The sequence below is a fragment of the Pseudoalteromonas sp. AS84 genome, from assembly GCF_038900255.1.
Lineage (GTDB): Bacteria > Pseudomonadota > Gammaproteobacteria > Enterobacterales > Alteromonadaceae > Pseudoalteromonas.
In genome coordinates, this window is the sequence record NZ_JBBMQY010000009.1 from 97,872 (window position 1) to 112,600 (window position 14,729).

General features: G+C 40.8%; 12 protein-coding genes. 3 read left to right on the top strand and 9 right to left on the bottom strand.

The features are described 5' to 3' along the window. Positions 1-46: 46 nt before the first annotated feature. Positions 47-2,179 carry an alpha-galactosidase gene (locus WNY79_RS11315; RefSeq protein ID WP_342875901.1) on the top strand — a complete coding sequence of 711 codons (2,133 nt, stop codon included), beginning with the start codon at positions 47-49 and terminating at the stop codon, positions 2,177-2,179. Between the two features lie 197 nt (positions 2,180-2,376). Here WNY79_RS11315 and recG read toward each other — a convergent pair whose 3' ends face one another. The 3 genes from recG to asnC are packed head-to-tail and all read right to left on the bottom strand — an operon-like array spanning position 2,377 to position 5,703. Then, positions 2,377-4,458, bottom strand: a complete 2,082-nt coding sequence (gene recG, locus WNY79_RS11320; RefSeq protein WP_342875902.1) for an ATP-dependent DNA helicase RecG — start codon at positions 4,456-4,458, stop codon at positions 2,377-2,379. 58 nt (positions 4,459-4,516) lie between these two features. After that, on the bottom strand, positions 4,517-5,203 hold the full coding sequence (gene trmH / locus WNY79_RS11325; RefSeq protein ID WP_076925783.1) for a tRNA (guanosine(18)-2'-O)-methyltransferase TrmH: 687 nt from the start codon (positions 5,201-5,203) through the stop codon (positions 4,517-4,519). Between the two features lie 41 nt (positions 5,204-5,244). After that, positions 5,245-5,703: a transcriptional regulator AsnC gene (gene asnC / locus WNY79_RS11330; protein WP_002958822.1), complete on the bottom strand. Its 459-nt coding sequence runs from the start codon at positions 5,701-5,703 to the stop codon at positions 5,245-5,247. Positions 5,704-5,900: 197 nt separating this feature from the next. Between asnC and asnA the strand changes: the two genes are divergently transcribed. Continuing rightward, on the top strand, positions 5,901-6,896 hold the full coding sequence (gene asnA, locus WNY79_RS11335) for an aspartate--ammonia ligase (RefSeq protein WP_342875903.1): 996 nt from the start codon (positions 5,901-5,903) through the stop codon (positions 6,894-6,896). 40 nt (positions 6,897-6,936) lie between these two features. Here the strand turns inward: asnA and WNY79_RS11340 are convergent, their stop codons facing one another. From WNY79_RS11340 to gmk, 5 genes are all read right to left on the bottom strand, one after another. Next, positions 6,937-8,544 carry a FapA family protein gene (locus WNY79_RS11340; RefSeq protein ID WP_342875904.1) on the bottom strand — a complete coding sequence of 536 codons (1,608 nt, stop codon included), beginning with the start codon at positions 8,542-8,544 and terminating at the stop codon, positions 6,937-6,939. Positions 8,545-8,696: 152 nt separating this feature from the next. Then, positions 8,697-9,089 carry a RidA family protein gene (locus WNY79_RS11345; protein ID WP_024600049.1) on the bottom strand — a complete coding sequence of 131 codons (393 nt, stop codon included), beginning with the start codon at positions 9,087-9,089 and terminating at the stop codon, positions 8,697-8,699. Between the two features lie 12 nt (positions 9,090-9,101). Continuing rightward, positions 9,102-11,207 (bottom strand): bifunctional GTP diphosphokinase/guanosine-3',5'-bis pyrophosphate 3'-pyrophosphohydrolase, encoded by a 2,106-nt coding sequence (gene spoT, locus WNY79_RS11350; RefSeq protein WP_024600050.1) that lies wholly within the window; start codon positions 11,205-11,207, stop codon positions 9,102-9,104. Between the two features lie 325 nt (positions 11,208-11,532). Continuing rightward, entirely contained in the window at positions 11,533-11,808 is a 276-nt protein-coding gene (gene rpoZ / locus WNY79_RS11355; protein ID WP_002958829.1) for a DNA-directed RNA polymerase subunit omega, read from the bottom strand. 125 nt (positions 11,809-11,933) lie between these two features. Then, positions 11,934-12,554, bottom strand: coding sequence for a guanylate kinase (gene gmk, locus WNY79_RS11360; protein WP_024600051.1), 621 nt, complete (start codon positions 12,552-12,554; stop codon positions 11,934-11,936). Positions 12,555-12,802: 248 nt separating this feature from the next. Here gmk and WNY79_RS11365 point away from each other — a divergent pair, with 248 nt between their 5' ends. Next, positions 12,803-14,278, top strand: a complete 1,476-nt coding sequence (locus WNY79_RS11365) for an NAD(P)H-hydrate dehydratase (RefSeq protein ID WP_342875905.1) — start codon at positions 12,803-12,805, stop codon at positions 14,276-14,278. Between the two features lie 13 nt (positions 14,279-14,291). Here the strand turns inward: WNY79_RS11365 and WNY79_RS11370 are convergent, their stop codons facing one another. Next, positions 14,292-14,729, bottom strand: coding sequence for a hypothetical protein (locus tag WNY79_RS11370; RefSeq protein ID WP_342875906.1), 438 nt, complete (start codon positions 14,727-14,729; stop codon positions 14,292-14,294).

Below are 14,729 nucleotides of genomic sequence, written 5' to 3' on the forward strand. Positions count from 1 at the left end.
TCGTTATATTTATAACTCACACAATGAACAAGAGGATAGGAAAATCATGGCCGACACTAAATCATTTTATCGATTAGACAGTGTAAACAGCACCGTTATTTTCGACTGCCAGAGCAAAACACCGGCGTTACTGTACTTTGGTAAACACCTATCTGAGCAAACAACAGAAACAATGCTAACTCAGCTTGCTACGCGTCAAGAAGTAAAATGTGCCGTGGTTGAAGAAGCGCCTATTTCTCTATCTCCATTACTAGGTGAGGGCTTTACTGGTGCGCCAGGGCTTGAGCTAGTAAACGACTCAATCGCATGGTCAGTAGGGCCAGAGCTTCAAAAAGTGCGTCAGCCTTCAAGTACGACCGTTGAGTTTGTAAGCGTAGATAAGCTTCGTGGTATTGAAGTCGTTCACAGCATCACGCTTGATAACAACACAAATGTTTTAAGTGCACATACTGTATTAACTAATTTAGGTGACTCACCACTAAGCGTTAACTTTTGCGCAGCACCAACATTTCAGCTACCAGATAGCGTAAGCAAAATAGTGAGCTTTGAAGGTCGTTGGTCAAATGAATTTCAACGTCAATCGGTTGATTTAGTTTTAGGCAGTTTTGTTCGTGAAAACCGTAAAGGAAAAACATCACACGATGTATTTCCTGGTTTATTAGTGCATAACGAGAATGCAGGCGAGCAACACGGCGAATGTTACGGCTTTCATTTAGGTTGGAGTGGCAATAATAAACTACGCGCAGAGCTTTTAGCTGAAGGTCGTCGTTATGTACAAATGGGTGAGCTATTACTTCCTGGTGAGCTTATGCTTGCTAAAGGTCAAACATATCAAAGCCCGAGCATTTATGGCTCGTTTTCGAGTGAAGGTTTTAGTGCGCTTTCTCGTAATTTTCATCGTTTTGTTAAAGCTAATTTACTTAGCCAAGCGCAGCGTGAAAAAACACGTCCTGTGCATTACAACACATGGGAAGGCATATACTTTGATCACGACGTAGACACGCTTAAGCAGCTAGCCGACAAAGTAGCGCCGTTAGGTATTGAGCGTTTTGTACTTGATGATGGTTGGTTTAAAGGCCGCCGTGGCGATAACGCTGGTTTAGGTGATTGGACAGTAGATTACAAAATTTACCCCGATGGTTTATCACCCGTTATAGATCATGTGAATAGCTTAGGTATGGAGTTTGGTATTTGGTTTGAACCAGAAATGGTCAACCCAGATAGTGATTTATACCGCGCGCATCCTGATTGGGTTTTAGGCTCCCAAAACAACGAACAGTTAAGCTTTAGAAATCAACTAGTACTTGATTTAACGCGCTCTGAGGTTGTTGAGTACCTATACAAAGCCATCGACGATATTTTAGTTGAATACCCAACTATTAAGTACATTAAATGGGATATGAACCGCGATATTAACCATGCGGGTAATTTTGATGGTAAGCCAGCAGTGCACCAGCAAACATTAGCACTTTATCGTTTAATTGACCGTATTAAAGCGGCGCACCCAGGGCTTGAAATAGAAAGCTGTTCGTCAGGTGGTGCACGTGTAGATTACGGCGTACTTGCACACACAGACCGTGTATGGACGTCAGATTCAAACGATGCGCTTGATCGCCTTGAAATACAGCGTGGATGTTCGTTCTTTTTCCCATCGTCGGTTATGGGTGCACACGTAGGGCCACGCGATTGTCATATCACAGGGCGTAATGTAAGTATTGAAATGCGTGCTGCGGTATCAATGTTTGGCCACATGGGCATTGAAATGGACCCACGTGAGCTGACCGATCACGAATACAATGCACTTAAAGCGGCAATAGCACTACACAAAGAGCATCGTGAGTTTATTCATAGCGCCGATTTATACCGCTTAGGTAGCGACGATTTATCAATTAACTTTGGTTTAATCGATGAGCAAAAAACAAAAGCGTTATTTGCGTATAACAGCGTTCGCGAAACACCGCGTACAGCGCCTAATAAGCTTCGTTTTGTTGGCCTAGATGCCGATGCGCAGTACACACTTAATTTAGTGTGGCCGGTAAAATTTGAAGAGTATCGCCCATCTTCTATTGCTGCGGTAAATGGTCAAACATTTACAGGTGAAGCGCTAATGCAGTTTGGTTTACAAATGCCAATATCATTCCCGCAAACATCGCTTATATTTGAGCTTAACAAAGCTTAAATTTAACTAAGAGCAGTAAAAGGCGCTAATCGCTTTTATGCTGCTTAGCTTAGATATCAGTAGTCAGCTCTATATTGTCTAGAGCTGACTTTTTTATATCCCCTCAAAATGCTAACAAATAAATTTAGCATCTCTAACTTAGTAAACTAATTTAGTAAATTAACTTAGCAAACTCAAAAGTATCGAAAATAGAGTGGTTACGCTTGCGCGTAATTTTGCTTATTACCCAACCAACGTTGAATTAGTGGGTCAACAGCTTCAGGGTGCTGCTTAAGCATTTGCTGTGCAATCGGTTTAACTTGGTTAAGTATATGCTTATCGCGGGTAAGGTCGGCAATTTTAAACTCGGCTAACCCTGTTTGTTTTGTACCAAGTACTTCACCAGGGCCACGAATTTCTAAATCGCGCTCAGCTATCACAAAACCATCGTTACTATCGCGTAGTACTCCTAATCGCTTTTGAGCGGTGTGAGACAACGGTGCGTGGTATAAAAGCACGCAATGCGATGCCGTAGCGCCACGGCCAACTCGCCCACGTAACTGATGCAGCTGTGCTAAACCTAAGCGCTCGGGGTTTTCTATAATGATTAAGCTCGCATTAGGGACATCTACGCCGACTTCAATAACCGTAGTGGCAACTAAAACATGTATATTACCTGCTTTAAACTCACTCATAATGGCTTGTTTTTCAGCTGATTTCATTCGGCCATGTACTAAACCAACATTTAGCTCTGGTAGCGCTTCTTTTAACTGCAGTGCGCTGTCCTCCGCTGCTTGGCATTGCAGTACTTCAGATTCATCAATAAGTGTACACACCCAATAAACCTGGCGGCCTTGCTCGTTACACGCTAATTTAACGCGAGCAATAATATCGTCTCTGCGAGTATCAGGAAGTGCCACTGTTGTGATTGGCGTACGCCCTGGTGGCAGCTCGTCAATCACAGAAGTTTCTAAGTCGGCGTAGGCGGTCATAGCAAGCGTACGTGGGATAGGTGTTGCGGTCATAACTAGTTGATGAGGGTAGCAATCACCAAACTTACCCTTTTCGCGTAGTGATAAACGCTGGTGGACACCAAAGCGGTGTTGTTCGTCAATAACGATAAGCACTAAGTTATTAAACTTAACTTCATCTTGGAATAAAGCGTGAGTACCTACAATCATTTGCGCCTCACCAGAGGCGATTTTTTCAAGTGTTGCTACGCGCTCTTTGCCCTTTGTTTTACCGCCAAGCCACGCAACTGTTATACCTAGTTGATTAAACCACGTTGTAAAATTAACACCATGTTGCTCTGATAAAATTTCAGTAGGTGCCATTAAAGCTACTTGAAAGCCCTGGGCAATGGCTGTTAGTGCACTAAGTGCTGCTACTAGGGTTTTACCTGAGCCTACATCGCCTTGTACTAAACGCATCATGGGATACGCGTGTTGCATGTCACCTTTAATTTCAGCAACTACGCGGCTTTGCGCATTTGTGGGTGCAAAAGGAAGTTGCTCTAAAAATTGGCTTTCTAATGTGTTGACCGGATTTAATGCTACGGCTTTAACTTGTTGCCCTTGCTCTCTTACTTTTAATAAGCTGAGATTTTGTGCAAGTAATTCTTCAAATACAAGGCGCTGTTGAGCAGGGTGAGTACCTTGCTCTAATGCAGTTACATCAACATCATTAGGTGGGCGATGCAGCAATAATAAGGCGTCACTTAACGCCATACTTGATAGCTGCCATTTTGAAGGCAGTAGTTCTTCTACTGAGTATTTATTTAGTAAATTAATAGCCTGTTCGCTTAAAGCTCTAATCGATAGCTGCTTTAAACCTTCGGTTGTTGAATAAACGGGCGTTAATGTCGTCGCTACCGGCTGCTCGTTAGAGGTATCGCTGATGCTGTATTCAGGATGACTCATTTCAAAGCCAACACGGCCTCGGCGTATCTCACCAAAACAACGTATTATTTTACCTGCACTAAATGCGTTTTTTTGTGCGGCGGTAAAATTAAAAAATCGTAGTGTTAGCCTGCCAGTACCATCATTGATTTGGCAAACAAGCATGCGCCTTTTACCAAACGTTATTTGGCTTGTTTCAATTGTGGCTTCAACACTTACATGGCTATGCAGTGACAACTCGCTAATCGCGTATAAGCGAGTACGATCTTCGTAGCGAAGTGGCAAATGAAAAAGCATATCTTGCACAGTTAAAATACCTAGCTTTAGCAAACGCTCAGCCATTTTTGGGCCGACCCCTTTGAGCTCTGTAATTGGGTATTGATTTAAGCTAGGTTTAGACAAATTGTATCAATCTTATTATTTGTGAGTAAGTTAAGTGTACTTACAGAGCTTTAGTCCATCAAGTATGTTTTAAAGCTTGCCAAAATTGCTCATCAGCGACGATTTCGCCGTTTTCATCAAGTGCTGGGTAGGGTAATTTTTTTTGTTTACACTGCCTTGCAATAATAGGATGGCAACCTTCAAAGTAAAGTGGGTGCTTAACTTCGGCGCTCAGCATATCTCTATTATATAAACCAGCCAGCTCACGTTGACGCTGTGCTTCAAACAATATTAGCGCAGCAGCAACCGAAACATTTAGCGATTGCACCATGCCTTGCATTGGAATAATAATATTTTGATCGGCATATTCTAGGGCTTTTTCTGATATCCCTGTTTTTTCTTGTCCAACAATAATAGCCGTTGGCTTGGTGTAATCTACTTCTCTAAAATCAACGGCATCTTCTGACAGGTGAGTCGCTAATATCTGTATTTCTGGATTGCGTTCACGCATTGCCACTACAGCATCATCAATATTTCTATGCAGGTGCGTCTCTAGCCAGTTTTTACTGCCACCCGAGGTATTGTTTGTTAGCCATTTTTGTTTTTCAGGCCATACAGCATGTACGTGATGGCAACCAACTGCATCAGCACTTCGTACTATTGCCGATAAGTTATGGTGTTTATGCACGTCTTCTAAGCACACGGTTAAGTCTGTTTGACGACGCGAAAGTACGTCTTCGATTCTTTGATAGCGAGTTTGCTGCATGGTTATCCTCTTTTTTCGGCAATTATACGAGATTTTTACAGTTAAGGCATTACCGTACGGCTAATTGGGTTTTGTAGAGAAATAAGTGTTTCTGTTGATTGGATTGCTTCTATTGCCTGTATTTTATTAATCAGCACATCTTGTAAGTGATCGATGGATTTTGTCATTACTTTTATAAATATACTGTAGTTACCTGTTGTGTAATAAGCCTCTACCACTTCCTCCAATGCTTCTAGCTTTATAAGTGTTTGTGGATAATCACGTGCGTTATTTAAATTAATACCTATAAAGCAGCATACATCGTAGCCTAGCTGTTTAGTATTAATCGTTAATTGAGTTCCTGTAATGATCCCTGCTTGCTTCATTTTTTCAATTCTTACGTGAATTGTCCCCGCGCTTACATTAAATCTTTTTGCTAATTCGGCGTACGCAGTACGGGCATTTGCCATTAACGCATGAAGTATCTGTTTATCGAGATTATCGATTAAATAATTTTCCATTATATTTTTCTCATAAAATTATCGAATATATGGTTTTTATACCACTTAATTAGTGTTTTTTATATATTAAAGCTATTTTTGTTGTGGGATATTGAATTAATCCTTTAAATCGTTACATTAACTTCATTAAGGGCGCTAGTTAGAGCGCTTTTTATCAATTAAGCAAGTAACAATAACTGGGAATGAGGCCAATTATTATGAGTTCACACTATGTGCAGCAACAGCAGCAAATAAGTAAAGTTAAGCAATTTTTTTCACAACAACTAGAAACCCAACTTGGGCTGGTTGAGGTTCAAGCCCCAATTTTGGCTAAAGTGGGCGATGGCACGCAAGATAACTTAAGCGGCCATGAAAGCGCAGTTGCTGTAAATGTGAAAGCGATTACAGATAGCCGCTACGAAGTGGTGCATTCACTGGCTAAGTGGAAACGTAAAACACTGGCTACTTATGGCTTTAGTATTGGTGAGGGTATTTACACTCAAATGAAGGCTTTGCGCCCAGATGAAGATTCATTAAGTCCTATTCATTCTGTATATGTTGATCAGTGGGATTGGGAAAAAGTAATTAGCGAAACGACAGAGCGTTCGCTGGCAACACTAAAGCAAACTGTTCAGTCTATTTATAAAGGGATAAAAGAGACGGAAGCTTTTGTAAGAGAGTCTTATGGTTTGGCGCCTTTTTTACCGGATGATATTAAGTTTGTGCACAGTGAAGAGCTGCGTAAAATGTATCCTGATTTTAGTGCTAAGCAACGCGAAAAAGCCATTGCACAAGAATATGGTGCTGTATTTTTAATTGGTATTGGTGGCGTGCTTGGAGATGGCAAAATTCATGATGTAAGAGCCCCAGATTACGATGATTGGTCTACGCCAACATGCGATCAATATATGGGTTTAAATGGTGACATTTTAGTATGGAACCCAGTGCTTGAAGATGCATTTGAAATATCATCAATGGGTATACGTGTAAGCCCTGAGGTTTTAAAAGCGCAGTTAAGTACAACAGGGGATGAAGATCGCTTAGAGTTTGATTGGCATAAAGCGCTACTACAAAGTAAATTCCCGCAAACAATTGGCGGTGGAATAGGGCAGTCGCGCTTAGCGATGCTATTACTACAAAAGCAGCATATTGGTCAAGTACAAGTGGGTGTATGGCCGCAGCAAACACATGTTGAGGTAAGTGGTTTACTTTAAAACATGAATTAATTTGAGTGCTCAATAGAGCACTCTGTTCTTAGCTTGTTTTAAACTCTATTTCAATTTTGTTATTCAATAGTTTAACGTTGCACGGAGGGTAATTACGGATTGTTTTTAGCACTTTATCAAAAATATGAATTTCTACACCTGAATGCAAAACAGAATTTACCGCTAAATTAGCGTCGCTAAGTAAATCGTGCAAGTCGTGATCTAAGTTTGAAAGACGTTTTTCTAATAGCTCTGCTTGCTCACAATAATGTTTTTGAGTAGCGCCAATTTTGGTGATTAATATTTTCTTCTTTTCGGCATCCTTCACTAAATCAGTTTTTTCTAGCGCTGCTTGAAGCGTATCTAATTGTGCATCTGTTTTAGCTAAGTCTTTAAAGCAATTATCAGTATCTGCTGTTATTTCGGCGCCCGAAGCCGCTAGGTTAATAATCATTTTAGCGCCTGATTCATTCCCTATTTCGCCAGCAATGAGAGTTGTTGCATCAAGTATTTCGCCACCAAATATTTTACCCTTAGGTAAGTCTGGTTGGCCTACTTGCAGTAAACGCTTAGCTTTCATTACACAATGGCTTGTTTGGCGATCAATAAAAATATTATTTGCATCGAGGTAGCAATACTGTGAGTGAGATACATGAATATCACCCAGCGCAATTAGTTTGCAAGAAAGTGATTTACTATCCACTTTTTGATGGCCAATAATACCTTGTTTAACAGTGATGTTTCCGCCTGCGGTAAGCTCGCCAGATTCAACCGTGCCAAATATAGTAATATCGCCTTTGGCAGTTACTTTCATCCCTGGGTCTATATTGCGAGTAACAATAACACTGCCTTGAAAGTCAATATGGCCGCTTTTTACATTTACATCTGAAATGGTAAAAATATCGTCGACACGCATGCCATTATTAATTTCAACCGGAACACCAGCAATAGTAGAGACTAACTCAAGCGGATTCATTTTTGATATTTCAGTGCCTTCACCAGCCACTAATTGTTTATTTTCTCCGGGTTTTGCAGGCAGTATGTCACCTATTACGGTAAATCCTTCTTTACCGGGAGTTGCTGGTTGTTGGCGAATAAGCACAGAGCCAGGCTCTACGCTTGCAAGCTTGCCAAAGTCGCGCATGTCCACACTGCCGTCTTCTTTGAGTTTGGGCGCTTTTAAACGATCTTTTAAAGTTTCTACCGTTGTTATTAGTTTAGTGGCTAAACCATCGCTTGGGAGCCTACCTTTAGCTAATATCCCCTTAACTAAAGATCCCGCAGAGTGTTCAGATTGTTTTTGCAGAAGCTGTTCTAAAAATGCTTGTTTATAGCCACGCACAATACCTGCTTTAACGAGTTGTTTTTTTGCATCTTCTAAGCTTAATAACTTTCCACCTTGGGCAAGCGTTAGCTCGCCAATAGCCAGCATTTTATCGTCGCTAATTGTTACATTTAAAGTGGCATTGTGTTTTGTTGCTACAACCAAAGTTTGTTGTGTGTTTTCGTTTTTAAAAAAATCATTAATAGCGTCATGATCTATTTTACAGTCGCAAAAAGCTGACTTTTCGAGAGCCTCTAAAATAAATGCAGCGCTGGGAGGAATATGTTCTTTTACATCAAGTAAAACATTTCCATTGTTGGCAAGCTTAAACACGAGTTAATCCTTTTTTACTACTTAAGTTAAGTTTGTTTTTTAAAACACAACTACAGATTGCTAGAAATTTACATTTGAGTCAAGAAGTCAGAGAAAACGAAGTGCGGAGCGAGAAAATAAAGGCTATAGAGAAGCTCTATAGCCTGTAATACTTAATTGGTAGAAGGTAATTCCATTATTCCGTCTATTTCAACTTGTGCACCTTTTGGGAGTGCACGAACACCTAATGCAGCTCTCGCTGGGTAAGGTTGTTTAAAGTATTGGCTCATTACTTCATTTACAGTGGCGAAGTTAGATAGATCTGTTAGGTAAATATTGATTTTAACTAAGTCTTGGATTTTTCCGCCTGCTTCTTCGCATACCGCAGTAATATTTTTAAATACTTGATGCGTTTGTTCGCTAAAGTCTTCTGAAATCATTTCCATCGTTTCTGGAACTAATGGAATTTGACCAGATAAATAAACAGCGGTACCTACTTTAACTGCTTGGCTGTAAGTGCCAATAGCTGCAGGTGCTTTGTCGGTAGAGATAAATGCTTTATTCATGTGTTTCCTATTTTATTTTTTACGATAGACTTTTTGCACATCAGGCATAACGCGAATGCGGCGCATAATGTTGGCAACGTGGATACGGTTTTTAACGGTAACCCCTAAATCTATCACGTATAAATTACTTTCTTTTTCATCAGTGGCAATTTCTACAATATTGGCTTGGGTTGTAGCAACAACATTGGTTAGCTTAGCTAACGCGCCTTGATGGTTAATAATTTCAACTCTCAGAGCTGCAATATATTCTTTTTCTGGGCTATCGTCCCATTTTACAACTAAGTATTTAGAGCGCTCATTTTCCCAACCACGAATGTTTTTACATTCTTGGCGGTGAACAGTGAGGCCTTTACCTTGGCTTATGTGAGCTGTAATGGCATCACCTGGTACAGGTCGGCAGCACTTAGAGTAATTCACTAACATGCCTTCAGTACCAATAATGGTCGCTTTGGCTTGGTTTGTTATATCAGTTAAATCGTCATTGTCATTTTGCAATAAGCGCTTGGCAATTAACATGCTCATTAAGTTACCAGAGCCAATTTCTACCAACAACTCTAAAACTGTGGAGAGTTCGTGTTCTTCAAGTACTCTCGCTATATTTTCATCAGCAATACTATCCAGTTTGTTTTCGCCTAATGCCGAATCAAGCAAACGACGCCCTAAAAGCATAGCTTCTTCATGATGCTGGCTTCTAAGGTAATTACGAACACCTAAGCGTGCTTTACCAGTAACAATAAAGTTTAGCCATGTTGCATTAGGGTGGGCACCTGAGCTTGTTATTATCTCTATGGTTTGCCCTGTATCTAACGGCCTACTTAAAGGATGTGGCTTGCGATTAACGCGTGCGCCTACACAAGTGTTGCCTACATCAGTATGAACTGCATACGCAAAATCGACTGCGGTAGCGCCCATTGGTAGCTCAACAATACGACCATCAGGTGTAAATACGTAAATTTCTTCTGGGAATAGCTCAGTTTTTACATTTTCAATAAATTCAAACGATGAACCCGCACTTTGCTGAAGCTCTAATAAGCTTTGCATCCATTGGCGAGCACGTTGCTGCGAAGTATTACCTGCACCATCACCTGATTTTTTATACATCCAGTGCGCCGCTACACCTTTGTCGGCCATCTGATCCATATCGTGAGTACGAATCTGAATCTCAACAGGTATTCCGTGTGGGCCAACTAATGAAGTATGAAGTGATTGGTAACCGTTAGTTTTTGGTACTGCAATATAATCTTTAAAGCGTGTTTCTATAGGCTTATAAAGACTATGAGCCACACCTAATACGCGATAACACGTATCCATAGAATCAACTGCAATTCTAAACGCGTAAATATCCATAACTTCGTTAAATAGCAGTTCTTTATTAAGCATTTTTTTATAAATACTATATAAATGTTTCTCACGGCCTGACACAGTCGCTTTAATGCCTGACTCTTCAAGACGTGCTTCTATTTCGTGTTGGATATTAGTGATAACTTCTTTGCGATTACCACGTGCTTTTGCTACTTCAGATTTAAGTGCGCGATGACGCATAGGATATAAAGCTTGAAAACCTAAGTCTTCAAGCTCATTTTTAATATCGTGGATACCTAAACGGTTTGCTATTGGCGCGTAAATTTCAAGCGTTTCACGTGCTATTCTGCGGCGCTTATCTGGGCGCAGTGCCCCTAAGGTACGCATATTGTGTGTTCTATCAGCAAGCTTGATTAAAATAACTCGAATATCCTGAGTCATTGCCATAATCATTTTACGGTAGTTTTCGGCTTGGAATTCTTTTTTATCTTTAAAGCTAAGTTTATCGAGCTTACTTACACCTTCAACGAGTTCTGCCACTGTTTCGCCAAAAATTTCGGCTAAATCTTGTTGGCTAAAATCAGTATCTTCAATTACATCGTGCATTAGCGCGGCCATGAGCGTTTCATGGTCAAGATGCATGCCTGCAAGAATTTGGGTTACTTCAACAGGATGAGTAATATAAGGTTCGCCACTTGAGCGAGTTTGTCCTTCATGGGCCTCTCGGGCTACCACGTAAGATTTTTGAACCAGCTCTACATCAGCAGCGGGCAAGTATTCTGAAATTTTCTTTTTAAGACCTTCAAAAAGATACATTCACACTCCAATGTTCTAGGGCCTGTTGACCTTTCAGGATTAAAATTTGTTCAATCTAGGGGCGATTTAATCGCGGCGCGAGGTTTTTAGCCTAGCGGGCTAAGTAAAAATCGAGCAACAAAGAGTAAATTGCCCCTAGGCAGAACCCTTTGGGCAGCTCATGCTTGGCATTTATGCAAGCATACTACTGCAAATTTAACCTCGAAAGATAGACAGCCCTAGTGAAGCAAATTAGGTAAGTTACGAATATACGATGAAATGAAAGGATTGCCAACGGCTATAGTAGAAATACTGCGCCGTTGGCTAAATCAGACCGGGAGGTCGATTATTGGTTGCCACCAACAATGGCAGCAACAGCAGCTAATTCTGCTGCTTCTTGGTGTTGTTGTTCTTCACGGTCAATTAAGTCCATTGAAGAGCTATCAACTAAACCTAATTCAATTTCACGTAAAGCAACTACCGTTGGCTTATCGTTTTCAGGGTCTACTAGTGGAGTTTTACCACCAACAGCAATTTGGCGGGCACGACGAGCCGCAACTAAAATTAAGTCAAAACGATTACCAACTGCATCTACTGCATCTTCAACTGTTACGCGGGCCATCACAGCACTCCAAAAATAATTTAAAAGCAAAGGCGTAGTTTACTCCAAGGAGCCACTTTCGCCAATAGCCAGTGTTCAATTTTTATCAGTTTTACTTGCCTAAGCCTAATTTAAGTAGGCTTAAATTATTTAAGCAGACTATTTAGTAAAACTTGATGACGATCTTCTTGGGTTTTTAGCGTTAAGCGCTGAGCCATTACAATTGTTTCTATGTCGGCAAGTGCGCTCTCAAAGTCATCATTAACAATTACAAAGTCGTATTCGTTATAATGTGATGTTTCAGATTGTGCTTTTGCCATACGAGAGGCAATAACTTCAGCCGAATCTTGGCCACGGTTATTTAAGCGTTGCTCTAATTCTTCTTTTGAAGGCGGTAGAATAAAAATAGTTTGTACGCTTGGCATAATTTTGCGCACTTGCTGAGCGCCTTGCCAATCAATATCTAAAAACACATCAATACCCGCATCAAGCTGCGACTCAATAGCCTGCTTTGATGTGCCGTAGTAATTATCGAATACTTGAGCCCATTCAAAAAAGTCATCTTTGGCAATAAGCGCTTTAAATTCGTCTGTAGATACAAAGTGATAATGCACGCCATTTTCTTCACCTGGGCGAGGGGCGCGAGTTGTATGTGATACAGATACTTTCATGTCAGCGTGTTTTTTTAATAACGCATTGATTAAGCTTGATTTACCAGCACCAGAAGGGGCTGACAAAATAAATAAGTTACCGCGAGTTTGTGCCATTTTTTCTCTACCTAAAAATAAACAGGCCTGGGTTACAAGTAAGCCAAGCCTTTAATTAACTGCATTGTACTTTAATTAGCTCACCTTGCTCAAGTTAGTCGTGCTCATGTTGGTCATGCCCAAATTGGCTTGGGCGTATTTTGCTAAGTTAGACTTTAAATAAAATTGCAGTTTAAAATTATCAACAGAACTAGCCGCTAGATATAAGTATTTGATAAGGTGAAGTATCACCTAGTAAAGGAGCCTTTATGCTTAATAAAACCTTATTTACCGCACAACAAGTAAGAGACAATGAAGCTTTAGCGGCTAAAAATAGTCATTGTGATTTATTTACCCTAATGCAGCGTGCAGGCGAGGCTGTATATAAGCAATGGCAGTTATTTGATGCAAAACATACCTTAGTACTCGTTGGCCATGGTAACAATGCTGGAGATGGTTATATTGTTGCAAGGCTTATAAAGCAATTGGGTAAAAAGGTAACGGTATGCGCTGCTGAACCCGAGAAGATATTAACCGGTGATGCAGCAAAAGCGCAGCAGTTATGGATTGAAGCGGGTGGGGAAGTTTCTCATTTTACAAAAGATGCCCTTAATGAGTGCGATATAGTTATTGATGCGCTCCTTGGTACTGGGCTTAAAAGCGCAGTGCGTGATAACTTTGCGAATATAATTAAGGCTGTAAATAACAGTGGTAAGCCCGTAATAAGCATTGATATTCCATCAGGCATTGAGGCTAATACAGGGCAGCCTTTAGGGTGCGCAGTACAAGCAACTTCAACCGTTACTTTTGTGGGTATTAAGCAAGGGCTCACAACGACAGCAGGTAAACAATATAGCGGTAAGTTAGTATTTGATGATTTAGCAATTGGTGATGCGTTTACTTGTATCGCTCAATCATCAGGAACCCTGATTAATATTAATAGCTTTAAAGGAATATCCACGCGAGCAATTAATAGTCACAAAGGAAGCCACGGTAAACTTTTATGTGTTGGTGGCAATCAAGGTACTGCAGGTGCAATTAGGTTAAGTAGTGAAGCAGCTCTTAGAACGGGTGCTGGCATGGTAAGAGTGTATACACACGAAAGCTCAATAACGCCTATTAGCATTGGCAGACCAGAACTTATGGTAAGCAGTAATAACTTACATCAAGCACTAGAGTGGGCAAGCTGCGTTGTTATTGGCCCAGGGCTTGGGCAAGACGAATGGGCACAGCAAACATTCGATGAAGTAATGCAATATTGCCAAAACAATAAAATGCCGTTGGTTATAGATGCAGATGCCCTTAATTTACTGGCTAAGAAAGCTTCATCATACACGTTAGAGCAATGCGTACTTACTCCACATCCCGGCGAAGCCTCTCGACTGTTGAGTGTGAGCACCAGCGAAATCGAATCTGATCGTTTTAATTATGCTCGCCTTTGCGCTAAACGCTATAACGCGACCTGTGTATTAAAAGGGGCTGGAACATTAATAGATAATGCTGAGCAAACGTGGGTATGTGAAGATGGCAACCCGGCATTGGCCGTTGGCGGCAGTGGCGATGTACTTACCGGTATTATTGGTGCATTACTTGCTCAAGGTTTAAATATTGATGAAGCAGCACGCTATGGTGTAACACTGCACGCTAAAGCCGGTGATATCGCAAGTGAGCGAGATGGGCAAAGGGGCATGCTACCCAGTGATTTATTCCCAATTGTAAGAGAGTTAGTTAATAAAGAGACGTGAGTTTAAGCGTCACTCAACTATTAGTGTTCGGTTTTAAATTGTGAAACGTTATTGCACCCACTAAAAAGCATACACCTACATAAAGCCAAACACTGCTCGCTATAATATTCCATGTATCGGCTCGAATTAATGCAGGGATAATTATTAAGCTTCGTATGATACACAAGGTTGCAATAGCAATTAAAGCGGTTCTAGTAAATGCTATATTACGCACTAAGCCAATTGCTGATAAGGCAAATGCAGTACAGGCAAACATGAGTCCAGCTATTGCAATACTACCTAAAGGCGCAAGGAATGTACCTTGCTGTGATGATTCTATTATTTGTATTGGGGCGCGAGCAAATATAAACCAACTAGTGCCACCCCATATACAAAGTAAATGCCCTACAGCCGCTGCAGATGCAATAACGCCTGCGGTTAATAAAAACTTTGCTTTTATATTTAACAGCAT

Coding starts and splice junctions, on each gene's coding strand:
- gmk (WP_024600051.1), bottom strand. CDS start 12,554: ATGGCACAAACTCGCGGTAACTTATTTATTTTGTCAGCCCCTTCTGGT.
- trmH (WP_076925783.1), bottom strand. CDS start 5,203: ATGCAGCAAACTCGCTATCAAAGAATCGAAGACGTACTTTCGCGTCGT.
- WNY79_RS11370 (WP_342875906.1), bottom strand. CDS start 14,729: ATGCTGTTAAATATAAAAGCAAAGTTTTTATTAACCGCAGGCGTTATT.
- asnC (WP_002958822.1), bottom strand. CDS start 5,703: ATGGAAAATTATTTAATCGATAATCTCGATAAACAGATACTTCATGCG.
- asnA (WP_342875903.1), top strand. CDS start 5,901: ATGAGTTCACACTATGTGCAGCAACAGCAGCAAATAAGTAAAGTTAAG.
- spoT (WP_024600050.1), bottom strand. CDS start 11,207: ATGTATCTTTTTGAAGGTCTTAAAAAGAAAATTTCAGAATACTTGCCC.
- WNY79_RS11315 (WP_342875901.1), top strand. CDS start 47: ATGGCCGACACTAAATCATTTTATCGATTAGACAGTGTAAACAGCACC.
- rpoZ (WP_002958829.1), bottom strand. CDS start 11,808: ATGGCCCGCGTAACAGTTGAAGATGCAGTAGATGCAGTTGGTAATCGT.
- WNY79_RS11365 (WP_342875905.1), top strand. CDS start 12,803: ATGCTTAATAAAACCTTATTTACCGCACAACAAGTAAGAGACAATGAA.
- WNY79_RS11345 (WP_024600049.1), bottom strand. CDS start 9,089: ATGAATAAAGCATTTATCTCTACCGACAAAGCACCTGCAGCTATTGGC.